Source organism: Bacillus cereus group sp. BcHK124 (assembly GCF_027712065.1).
Taxonomy (GTDB): domain Bacteria; phylum Bacillota; class Bacilli; order Bacillales; family Bacillaceae_G; genus Bacillus_A; species Bacillus_A pacificus.
Genome location: NZ_JAQFPJ010000021.1, coordinates 1 through 19974 on the forward strand (window position 1 = coordinate 1; position 19974 = coordinate 19974).

A 19974-nucleotide genomic window follows, 5' to 3' on the forward strand; every position below is an offset into this window, starting at 1 on the left:
AGCCGTATGATGGGAAACTGTCACGTACGGTTCTGAGGGGAGTTGGGGGCAGCGATGCCCCCCGCTTACCCGACTAATTAAGCTGTCCATGTGGACAGCTTAATGTTTTTTTGCCTAACGTAAAAAATTCGTTTTTTTGTTGGGGTATTATAATATAAGTTGTGGTCAATGTATTCATCTAGAAACGTAAAAAAGACACTATAGAAAGTGTCTTTTTTACGTTGACATACTATGAAAGAAAATGTAGTGATTAATCATAATTTGTTGGATGCTTCTTGGTTAAATCTAGTATAACATTAAAATAAACATTTAAACATGCAAATTTACATATATTATGATTTTATCAAATTAGCAGAGTCATCTCAAATACTATTAGGAAAATTAAATTTTTCTATATCTAAAACTAAGTTAGTCTCATTAGGGTCTGATATGAATATCAAACCCTTTTCATTATATGTAATTATTTCACTGCATCTTTTAATTCTTTTCCAGCCTTAAAAGCAGGTGCTTTTGAAGCAGCGATTTGCATTTCTTCACCTGTTTGTGGGTTACGTCCTGTACGTGCAGATCTTTCGCGTACTTCAAATGTACCGAATCCAAGAATCTGAACTTTCTCCTCACTTGCTAGTGCAGTTGTAATTGTATCTAATACAGCTTGTGTTGCTGCAGATGCATCTTTTTGTGTAAGTTCTGCTTTTTCTGCTACTATTTTTGTTAATTCTGTTTTATTCATTTCCTGCACCTCTTTATATGTGATTAGGTGACCATTATAACGTGCTTATAATCTTGATGCAATTAATAATACGTATAAATTTAGAACAGATTTAGATAAGTTGACTTCGGACAAGGGATGGCAGGAATCCATATTAATTGTTCGATAGGTAGTAAAGTGTTAATTGACAATTTGTCATGATCATTTCACTATATGACGAATGTACGTTTGGTATATAATAGATATATATCAAAATGGAGGTGAAACAAATGATGATTAATAAAGCCTATAAGTTTCGTATCTATCCAAATCAAGCACAAACAATTCTAATCAACAAAACGATTGGTTGTTCTCGCTTTGTATTTAATCATTTCCTATCCTTATGGGATCACGCATACAAAGAGACAGGAAAAGGCTTGACCTATGGTACATGCTCTGCCAAACTACCTGCCATGAAGAAAGAGCTTGTTTGGTTAAAAGAAGTGGATAGTATTGCGATTCAGTCGTCTGTTCGCAACCTTGCGGATGCTTATACACGCTTTTTCAAAAAACAAAACAGCGCCCCCCGCTTTAAATCTAAGAAGAACAACGTACAATCTTACACCACAAAACAAACAAATGAAAACATTGCTGTTGTAGGAAACAGGATAAAGTTGCCGAAACTAGGTCTTATTCGATTTGCCAAAAGTCGTGAAGTAAAGGGACGTATTTTAAAAGCTACAGTTAGACGGAATCCTTCTGGCAGGTATTTTGTGTCACTATTAGTTGAAATAGAAGTACAAGAACTTCCGAAAACACATTCTTACATTGGAATAGATGTAGGACTAAAAGATTTCGCCATTTTGTCAGATGGAACACTCTATAAAAATCCGAAGTTTTTCCTATCATTAGAAGATAAATTGGTGAAAGCACAGCGTACTCTTTCTAGAAGAATGAAAGGATCTTCTCGCTGGAATAAACAACGAGTAAAGGTAGCTAGAATTCATGAATACATATCAAATGCTAGAAAAGATTACTTGGACAAAATCTCAACTGAAATCATCAAAAACCACGATGTTATCGGTATAGAGGATTTGCAAGTATCGAATATGTTAAAGAATCATAAGTTAGCAAAAGCAATTAGTGAGGTATCCTGGTCACAGTTTCGAACCATGTTGGAATATAAAGCAAAATGGTACGGCAAACAAGTCATTGTTGTATCGAAAACATTTGCTTCTAGCCAATTATGTTCTTGTTGTGGATACCAAAACAAAGACGTTAAAAATCTGAATCTACGTAAATGGGACTGCCCTTCTTGTTGTACACATCATGATAGGGATATTAACGCAAGTATTAATTTAAAGAATGAAGCGATAAGGCTTCTAACCGCAAGGACTGCGGAGATAGCCTAATAAATTAGAGTTCGATAGAACTCTTTACTTAGGAATCCCCCACTTCTAAACGAAGTGAATGTGGAGGTAGTTCAAAATGTTTCTTTTTAGTCATATTGAACACCCTTTATCTTATTTATAGTTATATAATAACCTTAATAAATTTCTATAAATTTATATATAAGGTTTTTAATATTGATGTATTAGAACTGTTACTATAAAATGAAGATGCTGTGACTATCAGAATTTTATTTCTTATCATTTCTATCTTCATCTTTTCTACAACTGTCATAGTGATGAGTATTATCTTATGGTTAAAAACTAACCAGCTTTATACTCCTGACATCAAAAGATTAACCGGCGCAATTATATGTTTAATTAGTTCTGTAATTTTACTTATTTTTAAGAATAAATTCAAAGTCACTTATAACAAATTCACTGAAATATTTAGTCAGTATACAGGGGTCTCGTTGCATGTAATAGTTTTAAGTTTATTATAATGATTTCTGGTGTTTGCTATTGTTAAAGTGATTAGGCCATAAATAAATTTAATACGTTGTTAGGCGAAATTGTGGCGTACTAGCATAGTAAGGTAACGTATGAAAAACGAGCATTTAGCAAATGGACCTTTGTAAACTATTTAAAAGGAGATTATACATGTTAGAGACTCTTGAAATAAGAAAAAAGCAACACGAAATAAAAATACGAAAGTATAAAAATATACAGAAATACTACAATCCATTTTTGTGGATAATCTCAATTATTTATTTTCTCTATTTCATGTTCACTGATAATTCTCTTTCGGTACATCTATTACTTTCTTTCGTTATCGGCTTGATTCTTTGGAGTATAGGTCTAGCTATTAATTTAAAACTCTTGCATGAGTTAAAAGGAAAAGGGAAAATATTTAATATAGAAACAATAAATGAAATGAAAAAAAATAAATATATGAGTCCCGGAAGAAAAGAACGTTATATCACAGATTATAATGCGACGAAAGATGAACTAGAAAAGATAATGATTTACACTAAATTTATGTTAGAAGCTGAAGAAAGAGAAAACGAAATAAAAGATGACAATAGAAATTCAGATATATAAGTGTAGTGAGAGGAGAACAAAAATATGTCTATAGAGCAGTATATTAATCTTCGTAAAATAGGAAAAGAAATTGAGGAGATTCAAAAACAATATCTATTAAGTGAAGCTACAATTCTAACATTAGAACTAGGCTATAAATGTTATGAAAAAAATATTTCATTAGATAAAGCAATTAATCTTATCGATAAAATTGTAGTATTAAATGCAAATGATACAAAAAACACATCGTTTAGTCCGTGTCCGTCTGTCCATATGTGATTGATAGATCGAAGGGGAGAGGGCAGATACCTAAAGAAGAAATGAAAATGAGTATAGATGAAATAAAAAATGCCGTATTGAATCCAGATTTAATCAAATATTTGCACGGTGTTAACATATCTAATCAATGGGGAGGAATAAATGGTAGGCAATTATTATTAGATGTATATAGATTATGTGAGAAACATGAAGATTTATTAAAAGAATTGAACGATTAAAAAACAAATAAAAGGGTGGTATAGCATGAAATCAACAGGTGTTACACGTAAAATAGATGAATTAGGACGTATTGTTCTACCGAAAGAGTTAAGAAGAACATTAGGAATCGTAGAAAAAGATCCTATAGAGATATTTGTAGAAGGCGAAAAGATAATTTTACAAAAATACAAGTCACATGATGCTTGTACAATAACTGGTGATATTTCAGAAAAAAACATGTCATTAGCTAATGGACAAATTGTTCTTAGTCCTGAAGGGGCAGAACTCTTAATAAAGGAAATTCAGCAGTACTTAGTGAAGTAAGGTTATCAGTAAGTATTTTAATTCAGCTAACGTAGTGCGTTAGCTATATAAGATTTTAAAATGTTGTTGTAGTAAAAGAGGTCATTTGTAGTACAAAAGATGGGTAGTAAAGCAGATATCATTTCTGTTTCACTACCCATCTTTTGTATTATAATGCGTGACATTCAATAAAACCATCAGATGTCTTTTCTTTGACTTGAACCACCAATACTTTACTAACACTACTTTTACAATAAATACATATATCAGCAATCTTTCATATCCTTTTCATTTTATCACATTAATTCTTATTTTTTATTCATAAATTTAAATATAAAGATAAAAAACTACAATTCAATCTGAAAAACGAACGTATTTTCATAAAAATAATCCAAGCATGAGTATAGTAATTCATTCTATTTTACATCTATTACATTAACGAATTGCAATTTCATCTTGTTATAAAAAGCATCTGTACATACAACAGCGCTATTTGACGGGTCAATATCAACAACGGTCATATAACTAGAGAGCAAATAACCGTCCTCATAATATGTAATCATTATTTCCTCTTCTGATACTAATGAACATAAGAGCATATTTTCAATTCGTTCTTTTTCTTCAGGTGTTAAAATCGGACGAGTAACTTTGTTTTGTTCCTTAATCATTTCACGTATCCCATCAAATTGAGATGTTAATGCGGCAAACGGTTAAATATACTACAATAAAAAGAGAATATTATGTTCAATATGTGAGCTTAGTATTCTTTTTTTGTTACATTATATAATCGTTAACTGTACGCTAATAATCTAGTATATTATGTTTATAATGTGATGGAATTTTATTCTTTATAGTGGGAGGACAATTTCTATAGGAGTGGTGGTGGAAAAACAATCGTTAGTTTTAGTATGAATCTAGGGGAGGAATTCTATGCGAGTACAAGAGGTTATCCTAGAGGAAAGTATAAAATACATGTTAGTAGATGAAAGAGGGATTCCGATTGTTCCCGTTGTAAAATATCTCAAATATTTGGATAGCACAGGTAAAAGTAGGAATACTCAAAAGACATACTGTTATGCGCTGAAACAATACTTTGTATATTTGAGAGAAACTGAAAAAGATTACAAAGAAATAAAATTAGAACATCTAGCAGATTTTGTTGGATGGTTGCGTCATCCGTATACTAGTTTAAATGTAATGTCTTTTTCACCTGTAAAATCTAAAAAGGCTGAAAAAACAGTTAATTTAACAATCACTGCTGTCACAAATTTTTATGATTATTTATACCGTAACGAAGAATTGTCTAAGGACATGAATGAAAAACTAATGCGCCAGATTTATACAGGTGGAAAAACACGCTATAAGAGTTTTTTACATCATATTAATAAGAATAAGCCTTCTATCCGAAATGTTTTGAAAGTAAAAGAGCCTCGTAAAAAGATTCAAGTTCTCACAAAAGAGCAAGTGCAACAAACTCTCACAGCTACTACAAATATACGAGATGCTTTCCTTATTCAACTTCTGTTTGAAACAGGATTGCGTATTGGAGAAGCCCTCTCTCTATTCCTGGAAGACTTTATATTTGACCACAGAAAAGGACATCGGATTCGCTTGATGGATCGAGGAGAATTGGAGAATGGTGCAAAGCTCAAAACAGGAGAACGAGAGATATTTGTATCGCAACACCTAATGAATTTGTATGATGATTATCTGTATGAAATTATGGATGAACTGGATATTAAAACAAACTTTGTCTTTGTTAAGCTACGTGGGAGAAATGTGGGTAGACCTATGAATTATAGTGATGTAGAATCTCTCTTCAAACGCTTGCGAAAGAAAACAAAAATTAACATCCACCCCCATCTGCTCCGACATACCCATGCGACTATATACTATCAGGAAACAAAAGACATCAAACAAGTACAAGAGAGATTGGGACATGCCCAAATTCAAACAACAATGAATTTGTATCTCCACCCTTCGGATGAAGACATCCGTAAGGATTGGGAAAAAGCGCAAGATGCATTCAAAATTGATGAAAAAAGCTGAAGGTGGTAAACATGAAGCGAAAACAGCAAACAAATATAGGAGAAGTCAATTTTCATGAACGATTAAAATATGAACTCTCTAGTTATATGGAAAAAACAATTCAACCTGATGGATTTGTTACCACTAAACATGTGAAAGAAGCTTATTTTTTAATTAATGACAGTTGGAACATTGAATTCTTAGAAAGAATCCCTCAATTTCGGAGAATGGCGGATAACTACAAAGGAAAACGACGAAATGTGTATTTTCGAATAAATAGTCCAACTGTTAACCTTGAAATAAAATATGTGTGGTATCAAAAATTATTTAAAGAACATTGGGCACTAAGCAGTAGTTTTGATGGGAATGCCGCATTATTAAACAAATTATCTCTTTTTCTTAACACAAAATACCCCCATCTTTTCTCTTTATTTGATTTAGATATGGATAAGGTTGAACGAGAATGGTGGTTTTGGTTAAAACAGCAAGGAATTCCAATAACAAAGACATCAAAGACCACAGTATTCGATGGATATACACATAAATCCCCCGCAGCAACTTATTTTCGTATCATCTATTCCAACTTCTTGGTGTTAGCAGATTCTCGTGATGAATGGGAGAAAGACCGTTGGGATGTACGGATATTACACACAAAGTATGGGATATACTACAGCAAAAGTTTAACTGCGCATTACCTCGATTTTACTAAAATAGAACCGTTGAAAATTAGAGAGAGTACAAAAAAGTATATTAAACAACGTTTAATGGGACGAAGCGATCTTTCGTTTGCGACATCAAGATTTTACCTAAGGACTTTGAATAAATTTTTTGCTTTCATATTTTCATTGGAACCAACTTGGAATGATTTGAAAAATCTCAAAAGACCTCATATGGAACAATACATTCAATGGTTGCATGAATACACCAAAAATAAAGGTATTGACCCTTCAGAAAGATATATATCAGAAGAGTTGAAATGTATAAATAAGTTTTTGGGAGATGTTCAAAAATACGAATATGGCATTGCGCCAAATAAAGATGTACGATTATTGATTTTCCCAGGGGACAAACCTAAAGTGAAAAAAAAGCCCTTTGGGCAAATTGATTACATTCCTGATTTTGTACTGGAACAATTATTTGCTCACCTTAAAGACCTACCTGAAGACATTATACCAGTGGTATGGGTAGCTTTTAAAACAGGACTTCGTATTTCAGATGTGTTAGAACTCACAACAGATTGTCTTGTACAATTGAATGGTAAATATTCCATTGTAACTGATATTGAAAAAACACAAGTGCAAGGACATAGAATTCCAATTGATGAGGATCTCGCGAAAATTCTTTCGGTTTTAATTTCATATTCCAAAGAAAATAGTACGCAAGATAATAATCCAGGAGGATATATTTTTGTGAGGTATCAGGGGACACGAAAAGGTAAGCCATATACTCAAGGTTGGATTCGAAGTCATTTGAATGAACTAGCAAAAAAGAAACATATTGTAGATGAAGATGGTAATATATTTCGTTTTAAAACTCATCAATTTCGTCATACATATGCTGTGAAATTATTGAATGGCGGTGCAGATATTCTAACAGTACAAGAATTATTAGCCCATGCTTCTCCTGAGATGACTTTACGGTATGCCAAACTATTGGATGAAACTAAGCGAAAAGCATTCGAATCTGTTATTAATCAAGGGGTTTTCAGCTTTGATTTGAACGGTGAGGTACAAAAGATTAATGTAGGTGAAGATATTCCTGATGATATATTACAAGCACTCTGGCAAGAGCATAAATTAAATGCAATGGATAATCCTTACGGAACATGTCATGCACGACTGAAAGGAGATTGCCCACATATGGAAGCTCCACCTTGTTTGACATGTAATAGTGGTAGTCCTTGCAAAGATTTAGCGATTGGATTTTCAGAGCTGGATATCGAAAAATATGAGTTGCACATAAAAACAACAACGAGGGCTGTAGAAGTAGCTAAACAGCATAATCGTGAGGATATGGTTGAGAAACATGTACAGAATTTAAACAGATATCAAGGCATTTTAAATAATATTAGAGAAGGTAATATTATTTTTGGTCGGCAAAATCGTATAAAAAGAAAGTATGGTGTGAAACATGGCTAGTTATGATCGTATAGAACAGCTAAAAGCAATTCATGCATCCAGAAAGGCAGTCACCTCTAAAAAAGTTGATGAAGCAATCCAAAGGCTCGTACGAGCCAATCAGAACATCAATTTTAATAGTGTAGCAAGCGAAGCCAGGATCGCTAAAGCCACACTGTACAACAATCAGAAGTTGCGTAAACGTATTGAAACCCTGCGTCAACAGCAAGCACACTCCTCTACCTCAAAACAGATAAAACATGAGATGAGTGACAGCAATAAAGATGTAATTATTGAATCGTTGAAACGAAGAATCAAGAAAATTGAGGAAGAAAACAAGCAATTACGGAATCAACTAAAAGTGGCATATGCAAACGTATATAAACAGATATAAATGGATATAAGCAAATAAGAAGATGGAATTTATCGTACACACTTAAAATTTGTGGGAATAAACACCATCAATATACCCGCGCTAATGCTCAAAATATTAACGGTATTTTATTGATATTTTGAGCATTCCTTTCATTCAAATACCTACTTAGATGCAATCAAGACTGAATCCTTCATGGCGTAGCACCAACAAATTGCAGATTTCTTACGCTAAGCGAATTTGAACATAAAAAGTCTAATTTCCGTAAAGGATTAGCCCTTTTTATGTTCAAATTCAATTAACTATTTCCTATCTTCATTTCATAAGAATAAGCTACTTCAAAATGATTGAAAAAAATTATCGATAATTTTCTTTTCCGCTATACTTAATGTTGAAAGGGGTTCTCGGCAAATTCCAACCTGTATATTACGCTTTTCTAATAGGTATTTAATTGTGCGAAGTGTTCCCATTTCTATAATCGAATGCATATAGGGCAAGAGTTTTGAAAATTGGTTTAGCCCTTTTTCCTCGTCACCAGCTTGTAAGTTTTTAATAATATTATGTATCTCTTCAGGAAAAATATTCCCCAAAATACTAGTAATACCGTTATATCCAAGTTCAGCATCCTCAAATATATTTGTATCAGATCCTGATAATACAATGAATTCCGGTCCTAATTTCTTTTTCACAATTGGTACACTGCTCACATCACCAGCTTCTTTAAATGCTACGATTTGAGGGAATTTTCCAACTAATTTTATTAATGTTTCAACATGTAAATCAAACCCGGTTCGTGGAGGGTTATTATAAATCATGATTGGTAAATGGGTTACTGAACAAATCTTTGAGACATAGTTAAATGCTTCTTGCTGATTAATTCGTAAATATGGCGGAAACCCTAACATAATACCATCTAGTCCTACTTTTTCTGCGGTAATTGCTAATGCTATCGCATCGTTGGTTTGAACAGCTGCAACTCCTCCATATATAATCAAATCATTTTTTGCTTCTTTTTTTACTTTGTGAAATAAAGCCATACGTTCCTCAACGGTCATAGAGTGTTGTTCACCAGTGGTACCACTAATCAATAATGCAGGAACTTTGTGCTTTTTATAGTAATCAACTAATGATGGTATTCCTTCTAAATACAGATCACCATTAGTAGAAAATGGTGTGACCATTGCTACACTAAAAGAGATAAAAGGGTTTTTCATTTTTCTAATTCCTTCCCAATTATATTTCGATTTTAGAGAACTATCTTTATAAATCACTCTACAATTGCATCATATAAATGAATGATGTATACGTGAGCAGAAGTTGAGTATAGTACTCTTTTGAGACTTTAAACTTTCTTTTTCATTACTTTTGCCATTCTTTGAGAATCAAAATCCTTTTCTTCTTGTAATTTATTAATGATGTTAAGATAATCTTTTTCATTGCGATTCTGACTTAATTTATATGCAGCTTGAATTTCTTGCACTTTAATTTTAAATCCAACAATGCCTTTTAATTCTTGCTCTAATAACTGAGGCGAAAGATTGTCCCATAAAACTGGATTCTTACGGTGTTTTTCGTATTTCTGTAGTAACATTGTAAGATCTTGTTTTAACTCTTCTTCCTTCAAAATAGTGGCTTTACCATATACATGTACAGCTTGATAGTTCCATGTTGGTACATTTTCTTGTTCATACCAGGAAGAAGAGATATAAGCATGTGGTCCTTGGTATATAACTAATACATCTTCACTAATTTCGAATGTTCTCCATTGAGTGTTCCCATAAGCCATGTGTCCCGTTATATAGTAATTATCATCTTCTTTATTTAACTGTAATGGTAAATGAGTAGCAATTGGTTTACCTTGTTTTATTGTTACAATTGTTCCAAATGGATTCATTTGAATAAATTCTCGAATTTCATCGATATCTTTGACTTTAAAGTATTTAGGAATATACATAATCAGCCTCCTCCTCAATTAACTTGATTTGTAATACATAGTATTATATAAATAGACATGTCAAAAGGTACAATTTTAAACAAATAAACATGTCAGGGGTTGCAAATGAAAAATATCATTTTTTCTCTAAATAATGACTCTCCTAAATACAAACAAATCTATGAAGAGTTTAAACATTTGATTGAACGAAGAGATATACTTCCTAATGAACAGTTACCCTCCATTCGTCAACTCGCAGATTCTCTTCAAGTAAGTCGTAATACGACATTAACAGCTTATGAACAACTTGTAGCTGAAGGATATATTTGTGGGGAAGGAAGGAAAGGCTATTTCGTAAATGAGTTAGAGCCCCCCTTATTCGAAGAAAAGTTAAACCCTTTTACTAAAAAACAAAAAGAATCAGTAACACCTCTTCTTATTGATTTCCGAGCAGGTGCCGTAGATCAAACACATTTTCCTTTGAAAATTTGGAGGAGGATTGCCAATCAAGTATTAACATTACAAGATAGTTTTAAATATGGGTCACCTTTTGGTGAAGTATGTTTACGTAAACAAATTTCCACATATCTACTTCAATCCCGTGGGGTGAAAGCAGATGAAGATGCGATTATTATCGGCAGTAGTACCCAACAAATGCTTATTAACCTAGGACATATTCTGAAGAATGATTTTTCAAGTGTTATAGTAGAGGATCCGGGTTATGATGGCGCTAGGAAAGCTTTTCAATTTCATCATTTTAGGATTAAAACTTTACCAGTTTATGAAACAGGTGCTGATTTTTCACAATTAGATCAAACGAACTCAAGAGTAATTTATGTAACACCTTCTCATCACAGCCCATATGGAGTAAGTATGTCTATCCAACAACGTCAAATGCTAATTCATTGGGCTAACAAGATGAAAGGGTATATTATTGAAGACGATTACGATAGTGAATTTCGCTATACGCAACAGCCATTTCCAGCCCTAACTTCAATTGATTCATCAAGAGTCATTTATTTAGGAAACTTCTCAAAATCGTTTCTTCCGGGAATTCGTTTGAGTTATATGGTGTTGCCCCAGACACTTATAAATGATTATAAGGATCAATTTCTTCATTTTGAGAGTACCACTTCAATTTTTAGTCAGCTCACAATGGCTAAATTTATGGAAGAAGGAGAATGGAATCGTCATATTAAACGTATGCGTCTAGTTTATAAACGAAAAATGCAACACCTAGTGTCCGTATTAAAGGAGCAATTCAATCAAAATATTTTCATCATTGGTGAAAAATCTGGTTTGTTTGTATTAGTAAAGGTATATCTAAACCGTTCAGAAAAATGGCTAATAAAACAAGCTTCATATTATGGTGTTCAAGTTTACCCTACTTCGCGTTATTTTGTTAAAAATACAACTGACAGCCCAATCATTAAACTTGGTTTTGGAAATCTTTCTTTCGAAGAAATTCAAATCGGTGTGGAGCTGTTAAAAAAAGCATGGATGGCGTAAAAGAGTATAAAAAGGGAAGTTTGAATTTAGGTTAAGTAAAATTGGAAATGTTGTGAAGGAATATACTTAAAATAATAGGAATAAAAAGCATTCTATATTGAATGCTTTTTATTCCTATTATCATTTGATGAAGGACTAGGTTTTATTATTAAGGGGTCTAATAATTTTTTAGTAAATGGCATAAAGTAATTAAGGATTAGTCCACCTAAACAAACGGTGATCACAGTACCAACACCAATTGGTCCATGTAAAAATATTGCCATTATCAAGAATACGAGATAAATGAGCGTTCTTGATAAAAATATATTCGTTCTAGTTAATTCTTGTACGATTAACGTTAAGCGATCAATAGGAATCGGTGCAAAATTTGTGTGTAAATATGTTGCAGTTCCTAATCCTGTAATAACTAAGCCGATTCCAAAACAAATCATTTTACTGTACCATATTTCAGGTGTAATTAAATGACGTAATAAAAATAACCACATATCAATACCAATACCTGTTATGAATGCTGTTAACAACCCCATAACTTCTGGTCGTTGTCTTTTTAAACATGAATTGCAGCATATCAATAATAAAGCTATTATTATTTCCCAACTCCCCACAGTAAGCCCCACATTTAAAGACAGTCCTACCAAGAGTGCATCAAAGGGTGAAGTTCCAAGGTCTGATTGTATAGTGAAAGAAATACCAAGGGTTAATATTAAAATTCCTAATACATAGAACACATATTTCATTTTAATCAACCTCTTTACCGTTATTTTTGTTGCAATTACAATAAAAAAGATGTATATTTAATGTAACCTTAAAATGTTGCATTTGCAATAAAAACATACGATAAGGAGTTAGCTATGAAGGAAATTCTCCGTGAAATTGGAATGATAGCAAGGGCATTAGATTCTATAAGTAATATAGAATTTAAAGAATATGAACTTACAAAAGGGCAGTATTTGTACCTTGTACGAATATGTGAAAACCCAGGAATTATTCAAGAAAAGTTATCTGAGATGATAAAAGTGGATAGAACAACAGCAGCTCGTGCTATCAAAAAACTCGAAATAAATGGATTTATTGAAAAAAAGGATGATGAATATAACAAAAAAATAAAAAAACTCTTTCCAACGGAGAAAGGAAAAAATATTTATCCTTTTATAAAGAGAGAAAATGATTATTCCAATACCGTTGCATTAGAAGGGTTTTCTGAAAAAGAAGTGGATACCATTTTCAATTTTCTTCAAAAAATAAGAAAAAATATAGAAAAAGATTGGGAATTTGTAAAAAAGGGAAACAAGAGAAATTATTGATTGTATAAAGGAGTGACATATTTAAATGACTATAAACATAAAAAAGGGTACCCTTGAGGATTTATATACACTTCAAGAAATTAGCTATGAAACATTTAATGAGACATTTAAGGATCAGAATTCACCTCAAAATATGAGTGCTTATTTGGAAAAAGCATTTAACTTAAAACAATTGGAAAAAGAATTATCGAATGTCGCTTCGCAATTCTTTTTTGTTTATTTTAATAATGAAGTTGCTGGATATTTAAAGGTAAATACTAATGATGCACAGTCTGAAGAAATGGGCGATGAATCACTTGAAATCGAAAGAATTTATATAAAAGGTGAGTTTCAAAAACATGGGCTTGGTAAATATCTTCTAAATAAATCTATAGAAATTGCAATGGAACATAATAAAAAGAAAATTTGGTTAGGTGTATGGGAAAAGAATGAAAATGCTATTGCCTTTTATAAGAAAATGGGTTTTGTCCAAACTGGAGTTCACTCTTTTTATATGGGTGATGAAGAACAATTTGACTTTATAATGATCAAAACGCTTATATAAATTTATGTACGTCATTATGAGATAGCTATTCTTTATGTTTTTTAATTAATTTAAGTTTTTGATTATTAAACAAAAATTAGTTAGTTGGTCTCTCTAATTTCTTGCAAATTATTAGATGTTATTTGCTTAAAAAAGCTTGCCATTTTCATTAATGGCAAGCTTTTTTTATCTCTATGGCTATTCTTTCCAAGGTGAATGTAATACGCAATCGCAGAAATTTTTGCGTTTAAAGCCTGGAAGAAGCAATGAGCAAACATCTGCTTTAATGTTCCCAAAAGTAGTTTCAGGTTTATGAGCGAAACCTTCAAGGAAAGCAGGAAGGATTTTTTGTTTGAAATTATCTCGAGGGAAAGCAGATACAACTTGTTCACGAATTTCCTCTGGAATTTCATTATATCCATCGCCCATAACATCGTATCCTACTCCAGAATAAATTAATGAAACTTGAGGTTCTTTATATTCAGCAATTCCAATTGTTGTGTGAAGTGCAATTGCATCCCAAACCAACCTAATTGACTCATTATCCATACCATGTTGTTGAAGAAAACTACGTGCAGCATTTGCACCATCTACCTCAAAACGCTTATCTGGACTACTGAATTTCTTTGTAAGGCCAAGATCGTGGAAGAGGGCGCTAACATATAATAACTCTTCGTCATACTTAAGCCCAGCTTTTTTACCTTGAAGAGCACCAAATAAGTAAACACGATTCGAATGATTCCATAGTAAGTCATTACCATATTCACGAAGTATTTCTTGCGCCTCTACTGCTATCTTACTATCCGGAATTACTATACCTGCAACTGTTTTTTGCATGAAAATGTCCTCCTATAAAGAAATGATATTTTTAAATCTTATTGCTAGCTCATGAGCTTAAATTAATTATATAAAGCCTCCATTATTTATCAATGCAATGATTTCTATATAATCAATAGAACTTATCTATGATTAATTGTTCCTTTTGTAGTTTTAGATAAATTTTTGAAATTATATATTTATAGGGACATAAAGGGAATAGTTTAAAAAAATATCGATAACGAAGTTGTTATTGTAGTACTGGCTATGAAAAGATATAAATAATGACAATGGTCTACTTAAAGTGTGTTTCACAAGTAACAGTCTCAGTAATAATTAGCTCTATATCTTTTTTATATATTGAAGAATACAGCATAAATGATAGTTATATCTATGCAATATGAAATTTTATTCAATAACATGAATTTACGTGCAGATTTTTAAGTTCTAATTTAACGATAGATAACACCTATGATAATTATAGAAACGATAGAATTGATAAAAGGAAATGTCAGAGTTAGAATGAAGGTGCTTTACAAGATAGCAAAAAAACAAAAGCAAGTAACCTTGCTAGAAAAAGTTTCCGTAGGAGGCGAAATAATAGTGTTTTGTAGAGCAGCCATTAGTATGAGTCCTATTGATAAGTAAATTGGAGAGATGTATATGGATGTTTTTCATTCTGGGGAACGTGCTGTACACAATAGGCTTGGTGTACAGCAAATAGCGAATACTGCTAGTACAATGATTCAGCCAATAATGACAAAAAAATTTATGGCGTTTCTAAATGGACAAAACTCATTCATGATATCTTCTATGGATGAACAAGGGAGAGTGTGGAGTTCATTTTTAGCAGGAAAAGAAGGAATTATTCAAGCAGTAGATTGCGATGCAATTAAAATAAATGTTGGTATAAATGAAGGTGATCCATTATTCACAAATATTCTTCACAATAAAGAAGTTGGAATCATCGTAATTGACTTTGCTTCCAGGATAAGAATTCGTATAAATGGTTCGGTTGTAAACAAATTTTCGGATGGAAGTTTTGAAGTTAAAACTGAACAAGTATTTGGGAATTGCCCTAAATACATTCAGGCGAGAAATTTCACTTATAACGAAACAGTTGTTGGTGAGACTAAGCGATTTAATAAGCAGTATGCTTTAAATGAAAAACAGCAAGAACTGATTAGTCAAGCTGATACTTTCATTATTGCGAGTTCCAGTTCAGATGGGAAAATGGATATTTCCCATCGAGGTGGGATGCCAGGGTTTATTCACATTATAAGCGAACAAAAAATAGTATTTCCTGATTACTCAGGTAATATGCTATTCAATACGCTCGGAAACATTATTGAAAATCCTAATGTAGGGCTATTGTTCTTTGATTTTTCTACTGGTGATACATTACAACTAACTGGGAAAGCAAGTATTATTTGGGATATTGACGAAAGTAGTATTTCTCAATTTCCCGGATCCCAGCGATTAATTCAATTTCAATTAGTTGAAGCCATTCAAACAATGAATTGTAACACAAATCAGTGGGAGTTCGTAACATATTCATCTTTTAATCCAAAATAGACAAGGTGGGAAATAATATGCAAATTCAAATTACTGTTACAGAAGCTGCTATGAAACAATTCGAAAATTTAGAGACTAAATATCCAAATCACCTTCGATTCCTTCAATATGAAATGGGAGGATGTGGACTTCCATTAGATGGAGTTCTGAGAGTTAAACTTATTAAATCAAGTATTGGCTATGAAGAAATGCAAACAAACTGGAAACCATTATATATAAACAAAGCATCTTTAGCTTTTGTTGACGACAGTATAACGATCGATTTCTTTGAAGGATTTCAGATTAAAAGTTCTAATCAAACTTATAGTCATAATATACCTTTAGAAGTTGAAGAATAAGTATTACGATTTACAAATAAAGTGAACTAAGTATAGAATGAGCGGTCTATTTTCTATAGTAGACTATATAATCTTTTCTTAAAGTATGTATACCATAACATAAATAAGGAACGTAATTTTTCCTAATACATTTTATTAGGAGAAATTACGTTTTTTATAAATGAACGAAATGATAAAGTATAGGGAGAATTAAAGGGTTTTGAGAAATTAATTAACTAAGTAAGGAGATTATTGTTATATGGAATTAAGACAATTAGAGTATTTTATAACACTTTGTAAGGAACTGCATTTTACACGAGCGGCTGATAAATTAGGTATTACACAACCTACATTAAGTCATCAAATTAAAGCTCTCGAGGATGAAATAGGTATGCCGTTATTTGATCGATTAGGAAAGAAAATTGCTATAACAGATGTGGGATACATTTTAGCAAAGGAATGTAAAACTATTTTCAATGCACTTGATAATGTAAAAGAAGAAATCAGTGAATTAAAGGAGATAAAAGGAGGTAAAATTGCAATTGCCACTTTACCTGGCGAACTAACAAACTTAGTCTCCACTTTAATTTTAGATTTTCATAAAAATTATCCAGAAGTAATAGTGAAAATTATAAGTTCAGATGAAATACTAGAATTAATAAATCAGAATCAAGTTAATTTTGCTGTTACCATTGATTCTTCTGATTACGTATTCGAAGAAGAAAAAATTATAAAAATACCATTGTACACTGATGAGCTATTTTTAGTGTTATCAAAAAACCATTCATTAGTTAATGAAAAAGAAATACAGTTCTCCGAATTAAATAAATTACCATTAATTTTGTTCCCAGATAATCATGAATGCAGAAAGTTATTGGACTATACATGCATAGCACGGAAAATAAATATGTATCCAATTATTGAGACCTCTAGTATCGAATCATTATTCGATTTTGTTAGAAGTGATTTTGGAGTAACAGTTGTATCTAAAACTCTATTGGATATTACGGAAGATAACGATTTATCAGCTATTCCAATAGTAAATCCGAGTGTTAGTAGGGAGGTTAACCTTATCTTGCGTAGAGATAAATTTATTGGGTTCGGCACTAGAAATTTTATCGAATTGCTTACAAATGAAATTATAAAATTGGGATTTCCTATTTCTGAACAAAGTAAAGAACAGATTAGAAAATTAATTAAAGAATAATAAAAATTGAAATAACCAGTAGAAAAATTATAGACCATATCTATGGTAGTGATAGAAAAATCGGCATTGCCCTATACTATTATAGATTTATAATTTAAATAAGCTTTAAATTATTTAGACTTATCAATACTAATTTTTTTTAGCTAAATTTATTAGAATTTCTATTTGAGATAAATATTAATTTATAAGCACTAAATGTATGCTACGCCTTAAATAAAGAATGTAATTTTCTTTCTTGAAGTTGATCATAATATTGAAATTTTAAGGAATAGATAAATAGAAAGTAGGTAAAAAAATGTGTGGTTATGTGGGTTGCCTGTATAATACTGCAAAAAGTTATTCGAAAACAGAGAAAATACAATTTGAAAATATGACAAATCTGCTATACCATCGCGGTCCGGATGATCAAGGATATTTCCGTGACGAACATGTCCAATTTGGGTTTAGACGCTTAAGCATTATTGATTTGGATGCTGGACATCAACCGCTAACATATGAAAATGAACGTTATATACTTATGTTCAATGGTGAAATTTATAATTATATAGAATTACGTGAAATGTTAATTAAACAGGGGGCAAATTTTTCAACTCAGTCAGATACGGAAGTTATTGTTGCATTATATGCTCATGTAAAAGAAGAATGTGTAAAACATCTTCGTGGAATGTATACTTTTGTTATTTGGGACCGTCAAGAGAAAAGATTATTTGGCGCGCGTGATCATTTTGGTATTAAACCGCTTTATATTGCAGAACAGGATGATACGACTTTCTTTGCATCTGAAAAGAAAAGTATCTTACATATAATGCAGGATAAAGAGGTAAATCCAACTTCCCTGCAACATTATTTTACGTACCAATATGGACCAGAACCGGAAACATTAACAAATGATATCAACAAAATTGAACCTGGTCATTATTTCATAAAAGAAATTGGAAAAGAGATAGAGATTCATTGCTACTGGAAACCATATTTCAATGCTGTAGATACCCCAAAAGAGCAACACATTCAAGCAATTCGCGATGTATTATATGATTCAGTAAAAGTACATATGCGCAGTGATGTTCCAGTAGGTGCATTCTTATCTGGCGGAATTGACTCGTCTATTATTGCTTCCATTGCAAAAGAAATAAATCCAAATCTCTTAACATTCTCTGTTGGTTTTGAGCACCGTGGATTTAGTGAAATAGATGTAGCGAAAGAAACTGCTGAGAAATTAGATTTAAAAAACTATAGTGTATTGGTAAAACCACAAGAATTTATGGATGAATTCCCAAAAATCATGTGGCATATGGATGACCCATTAGCAGATCCAGCAGCAGTGCCATTATACTTTGTTGCAAAAGAAGCGCGTAAACATGTAACAGTTGTTCTTTCTGGTGAAGGTTCAGATGAGCTATTTGGAGGATATAATATTTACCGTGAGCCAAACTCTTTAAAAATGTTCTCATACATCCCAACCCCAGGTAAAACGGTTTTAAAAGCTTTAAGTGGAGCGCTTAAAGAAGGTTTTAAGGGAAAGAGTTTTCTAGAGCGTGGATGTACACCAATTGAAGAACGTTACTATGGTAATGCAAAGATCTTCCGTGAAAAAGAGAAAATGAAGTTAATGCAATCTTACAGTGAAAGTGTTAACTATAAGGATGTAACCAAACCATTATATAATGAAATTAAGGATTATGATGATGTAAGTAAAATGCAATACATTGATATGTACACATGGTTACGTGGAGATATTTTATTAAAAGCGGATAAAATGTCTACAGCTCACTCATTAGAATTACGTGTTCCATTTCTAGATAAAGAAGTCTTTGATGTCGCTTCTAAAATCCCAACAGAATTCAAAATTGCCAATAGAACTACAAAGGCCATTTTACGTGAAGCTGTACGCGGTATTGTTCCCGATCATGTACTAGATCGTAAGAAACTTGGTTTTCCAGTACCAATCCGTCATTGGTTAAAAGATGAAATGCATGACTGGGCTCTAAACATTATTAAAGAAAGTAAAACCGAACATTTAATTGATAAAGAATATGTATTAAACTTACTGGAGGCACATTGTACAGATAAAGCTGACTATAGCCGTAAAATTTGGACAGTACTAGCATTTATGGTATGGCATCAAGTTTATATAGAACATAAATACGATACGAAATTATTTTGTGAAGAGTGTCGAGAGTATAATTTAGTTTAAAACTAAAGGCTCATCAATTTAAGAATTATATAACACCTTAAAACAAAAATTGTCCATTTCCACTTGGAAATGGACAATTTTTTCGTTTTTAAAGCTTCTAACATATTAGTCATATACAATATGTTAGAAGCTTGATATT

The 19974-nt window shown here is 32.0% G+C and carries 20 protein-coding genes and 1 pseudogene; 15 read left to right on the top strand and 6 right to left on the bottom strand.

Going from position 1 to position 19974, the window contains the following annotated elements; translation table 11 throughout:
- Window positions 1-460: 460 nt before the first annotated feature.
- Window positions 461-733 (bottom strand): HU family DNA-binding protein, encoded by a 273-nt coding sequence (locus tag PDK19_RS22305; RefSeq protein ID WP_001043933.1) that lies wholly within the window; start codon window positions 731-733, stop codon window positions 461-463.
- 251 nt (window positions 734-984) lie between these two features.
- On the opposite strand from PDK19_RS22305, the gene tnpB reads away from it, so the two are divergent.
- From tnpB to PDK19_RS22330, 5 genes are all read left to right on the top strand, one after another.
- On the top strand, window positions 985-2103 hold the full coding sequence (gene tnpB / locus PDK19_RS22310; RefSeq protein ID WP_195743185.1) for an IS200/IS605 family element RNA-guided endonuclease TnpB: 1119 nt from the start codon (window positions 985-987) through the stop codon (window positions 2101-2103).
- A 636-nt stretch (window positions 2104-2739) separates the two neighbouring features.
- Window positions 2740-3180 (top strand): hypothetical protein, encoded by a 441-nt coding sequence (locus tag PDK19_RS22315; RefSeq protein WP_000894490.1) that lies wholly within the window; start codon window positions 2740-2742, stop codon window positions 3178-3180.
- Between the two features lie 24 nt (window positions 3181-3204).
- Complete coding sequence (locus tag PDK19_RS22320; RefSeq protein WP_000021283.1) at window positions 3205-3438, top strand: hypothetical protein; 234 nt, start codon at window positions 3205-3207, stop codon at window positions 3436-3438.
- A gap of 26 nt (window positions 3439-3464) precedes the next feature.
- Complete coding sequence (locus tag PDK19_RS22325; RefSeq protein WP_033679280.1) at window positions 3465-3656, top strand: hypothetical protein; 192 nt, start codon at window positions 3465-3467, stop codon at window positions 3654-3656.
- A gap of 25 nt (window positions 3657-3681) precedes the next feature.
- Complete coding sequence (locus tag PDK19_RS22330; RefSeq protein WP_000843054.1) at window positions 3682-3960, top strand: AbrB/MazE/SpoVT family DNA-binding domain-containing protein; 279 nt, start codon at window positions 3682-3684, stop codon at window positions 3958-3960.
- A 395-nt stretch (window positions 3961-4355) separates the two neighbouring features.
- Here PDK19_RS22330 and PDK19_RS22335 read toward each other — a convergent pair.
- Window positions 4356-4649 (bottom strand): annotated as a pseudogene (locus PDK19_RS22335) (YolD-like family protein); the annotation flags it as partial.
- Window positions 4650-4869: 220 nt separating this feature from the next.
- On the opposite strand from PDK19_RS22335, the gene PDK19_RS22340 reads away from it, so the two are divergent.
- From PDK19_RS22340 to PDK19_RS22350, 3 genes are read left to right on the top strand one after another with little or no spacing between them, the layout of a single operon-like run.
- The gene (locus PDK19_RS22340) at window positions 4870-5988 is read left to right on the top strand and encodes a tyrosine-type recombinase/integrase (RefSeq protein ID WP_001265876.1); all 1119 of its coding nucleotides are present in this window, start codon (window positions 4870-4872) and stop codon (window positions 5986-5988) included.
- An 11-nt stretch (window positions 5989-5999) separates the two neighbouring features.
- On the top strand, window positions 6000-8105 hold the full coding sequence (locus PDK19_RS22345) for a tyrosine-type recombinase/integrase (protein WP_000823956.1): 2106 nt from the start codon (window positions 6000-6002) through the stop codon (window positions 8103-8105).
- Window positions 8098-8478 (top strand): DUF6262 family protein, encoded by a 381-nt coding sequence (locus PDK19_RS22350; RefSeq protein WP_000179341.1) that lies wholly within the window; start codon window positions 8098-8100, stop codon window positions 8476-8478. The genes PDK19_RS22345 and PDK19_RS22350 overlap by 8 nt, the downstream gene beginning before the upstream one ends.
- 317 nt (window positions 8479-8795) lie before the next feature.
- Here the strand turns inward: PDK19_RS22350 and PDK19_RS22355 are convergent, their stop codons facing one another.
- Window positions 8796-9671 (bottom strand): dihydrodipicolinate synthase family protein, encoded by an 876-nt coding sequence (locus PDK19_RS22355; protein WP_000795224.1) that lies wholly within the window; start codon window positions 9669-9671, stop codon window positions 8796-8798.
- A gap of 128 nt (window positions 9672-9799) precedes the next feature.
- Window positions 9800-10411 carry an FMN-binding negative transcriptional regulator gene (locus PDK19_RS22360; protein ID WP_000275816.1) on the bottom strand — a complete coding sequence of 204 codons (612 nt, stop codon included), beginning with the start codon at window positions 10409-10411 and terminating at the stop codon, window positions 9800-9802.
- A 105-nt stretch (window positions 10412-10516) separates the two neighbouring features.
- On the opposite strand from PDK19_RS22360, the gene pdxR reads away from it, so the two are divergent.
- Window positions 10517-11899 (top strand): MocR-like pyridoxine biosynthesis transcription factor PdxR, encoded by a 1383-nt coding sequence (pdxR, locus tag PDK19_RS22365; protein ID WP_000789405.1) that lies wholly within the window; start codon window positions 10517-10519, stop codon window positions 11897-11899.
- Window positions 11900-11991: 92 nt separating this feature from the next.
- On the opposite strand, the gene PDK19_RS22370 is transcribed toward pdxR, so the two are convergent.
- The gene (locus tag PDK19_RS22370; protein ID WP_016099827.1) at window positions 11992-12636 is read right to left on the bottom strand and encodes a YczE/YyaS/YitT family protein; all 645 of its coding nucleotides are present in this window, start codon (window positions 12634-12636) and stop codon (window positions 11992-11994) included.
- A gap of 114 nt (window positions 12637-12750) precedes the next feature.
- On the opposite strand from PDK19_RS22370, the gene PDK19_RS22375 reads away from it, so the two are divergent.
- Together PDK19_RS22375 and PDK19_RS22380 are read left to right on the top strand one after the other, a co-directional pair.
- The gene (locus PDK19_RS22375; protein WP_000658979.1) at window positions 12751-13203 is read left to right on the top strand and encodes a MarR family winged helix-turn-helix transcriptional regulator; all 453 of its coding nucleotides are present in this window, start codon (window positions 12751-12753) and stop codon (window positions 13201-13203) included.
- Between the two features lie 25 nt (window positions 13204-13228).
- On the top strand, window positions 13229-13747 hold the full coding sequence (locus PDK19_RS22380) for a GNAT family N-acetyltransferase (protein WP_000154467.1): 519 nt from the start codon (window positions 13229-13231) through the stop codon (window positions 13745-13747).
- Between the two features lie 177 nt (window positions 13748-13924).
- Here the strand turns inward: PDK19_RS22380 and PDK19_RS22385 are convergent, their stop codons facing one another.
- Window positions 13925-14563 carry an HD domain-containing protein gene (locus PDK19_RS22385; protein WP_001174224.1) on the bottom strand — a complete coding sequence of 213 codons (639 nt, stop codon included), beginning with the start codon at window positions 14561-14563 and terminating at the stop codon, window positions 13925-13927.
- A gap of 642 nt (window positions 14564-15205) precedes the next feature.
- On the opposite strand from PDK19_RS22385, the gene PDK19_RS22390 reads away from it, so the two are divergent.
- The 4 genes from PDK19_RS22390 (at window position 15206) to asnB (ending at window position 19835) form a co-directional block, all read left to right on the top strand.
- On the top strand, window positions 15206-16117 hold the full coding sequence (locus tag PDK19_RS22390; RefSeq protein ID WP_000382294.1) for a pyridoxamine 5'-phosphate oxidase family protein: 912 nt from the start codon (window positions 15206-15208) through the stop codon (window positions 16115-16117).
- A 17-nt stretch (window positions 16118-16134) separates the two neighbouring features.
- The gene (locus PDK19_RS22395) at window positions 16135-16455 is read left to right on the top strand and encodes an iron-sulfur cluster biosynthesis family protein (protein ID WP_001166855.1); all 321 of its coding nucleotides are present in this window, start codon (window positions 16135-16137) and stop codon (window positions 16453-16455) included.
- 238 nt (window positions 16456-16693) lie between these two features.
- Window positions 16694-17641 carry a LysR family transcriptional regulator gene (locus tag PDK19_RS22400; RefSeq protein ID WP_000423355.1) on the top strand — a complete coding sequence of 316 codons (948 nt, stop codon included), beginning with the start codon at window positions 16694-16696 and terminating at the stop codon, window positions 17639-17641.
- Between the two features lie 295 nt (window positions 17642-17936).
- Complete coding sequence (gene asnB, locus PDK19_RS22405) at window positions 17937-19835, top strand: asparagine synthase (glutamine-hydrolyzing) (protein WP_000334699.1); 1899 nt, start codon at window positions 17937-17939, stop codon at window positions 19833-19835.
- Window positions 19836-19974: the final 139 nt, after the last annotated feature.

What these genes read in the sequence shown, in the direction of transcription:
- asnB (WP_000334699.1), top strand. Translation starts at nt 17,937, where the DNA reads ATGTGTGGTTATGTGGGTTGCCTGTATAATACTGCAAAAAGTTATTCG.
- PDK19_RS22400 (WP_000423355.1), top strand. Translation starts at nt 16,694, where the DNA reads ATGGAATTAAGACAATTAGAGTATTTTATAACACTTTGTAAGGAACTG.
- PDK19_RS22340 (WP_001265876.1), top strand. Translation starts at nt 4,870, where the DNA reads ATGCGAGTACAAGAGGTTATCCTAGAGGAAAGTATAAAATACATGTTA.
- PDK19_RS22380 (WP_000154467.1), top strand. Translation starts at nt 13,229, where the DNA reads ATGACTATAAACATAAAAAAGGGTACCCTTGAGGATTTATATACACTT.
- tnpB (WP_195743185.1), top strand. Translation starts at nt 985, where the DNA reads ATGATTAATAAAGCCTATAAGTTTCGTATCTATCCAAATCAAGCACAA.
- PDK19_RS22375 (WP_000658979.1), top strand. Translation starts at nt 12,751, where the DNA reads ATGAAGGAAATTCTCCGTGAAATTGGAATGATAGCAAGGGCATTAGAT.
- PDK19_RS22390 (WP_000382294.1), top strand. Translation starts at nt 15,206, where the DNA reads ATGGATGTTTTTCATTCTGGGGAACGTGCTGTACACAATAGGCTTGGT.
- PDK19_RS22350 (WP_000179341.1), top strand. Translation starts at nt 8,098, where the DNA reads ATGGCTAGTTATGATCGTATAGAACAGCTAAAAGCAATTCATGCATCC.
- PDK19_RS22345 (WP_000823956.1), top strand. Translation starts at nt 6,000, where the DNA reads ATGAAGCGAAAACAGCAAACAAATATAGGAGAAGTCAATTTTCATGAA.
- PDK19_RS22360 (WP_000275816.1), bottom strand. Translation starts at nt 10,411, where the DNA reads ATGTATATTCCTAAATACTTTAAAGTCAAAGATATCGATGAAATTCGA.
- PDK19_RS22385 (WP_001174224.1), bottom strand. Translation starts at nt 14,563, where the DNA reads ATGCAAAAAACAGTTGCAGGTATAGTAATTCCGGATAGTAAGATAGCA.
- PDK19_RS22320 (WP_000021283.1), top strand. Translation starts at nt 3,205, where the DNA reads ATGTCTATAGAGCAGTATATTAATCTTCGTAAAATAGGAAAAGAAATT.
- PDK19_RS22370 (WP_016099827.1), bottom strand. Translation starts at nt 12,636, where the DNA reads ATGAAATATGTGTTCTATGTATTAGGAATTTTAATATTAACCCTTGGT.
- PDK19_RS22315 (WP_000894490.1), top strand. Translation starts at nt 2,740, where the DNA reads ATGTTAGAGACTCTTGAAATAAGAAAAAAGCAACACGAAATAAAAATA.
- pdxR (WP_000789405.1), top strand. Translation starts at nt 10,517, where the DNA reads ATGAAAAATATCATTTTTTCTCTAAATAATGACTCTCCTAAATACAAA.
- PDK19_RS22330 (WP_000843054.1), top strand. Translation starts at nt 3,682, where the DNA reads ATGAAATCAACAGGTGTTACACGTAAAATAGATGAATTAGGACGTATT.
- PDK19_RS22305 (WP_001043933.1), bottom strand. Translation starts at nt 733, where the DNA reads ATGAATAAAACAGAATTAACAAAAATAGTAGCAGAAAAAGCAGAACTT.
- PDK19_RS22355 (WP_000795224.1), bottom strand. Translation starts at nt 9,671, where the DNA reads ATGAAAAACCCTTTTATCTCTTTTAGTGTAGCAATGGTCACACCATTT.
- PDK19_RS22395 (WP_001166855.1), top strand. Translation starts at nt 16,135, where the DNA reads ATGCAAATTCAAATTACTGTTACAGAAGCTGCTATGAAACAATTCGAA.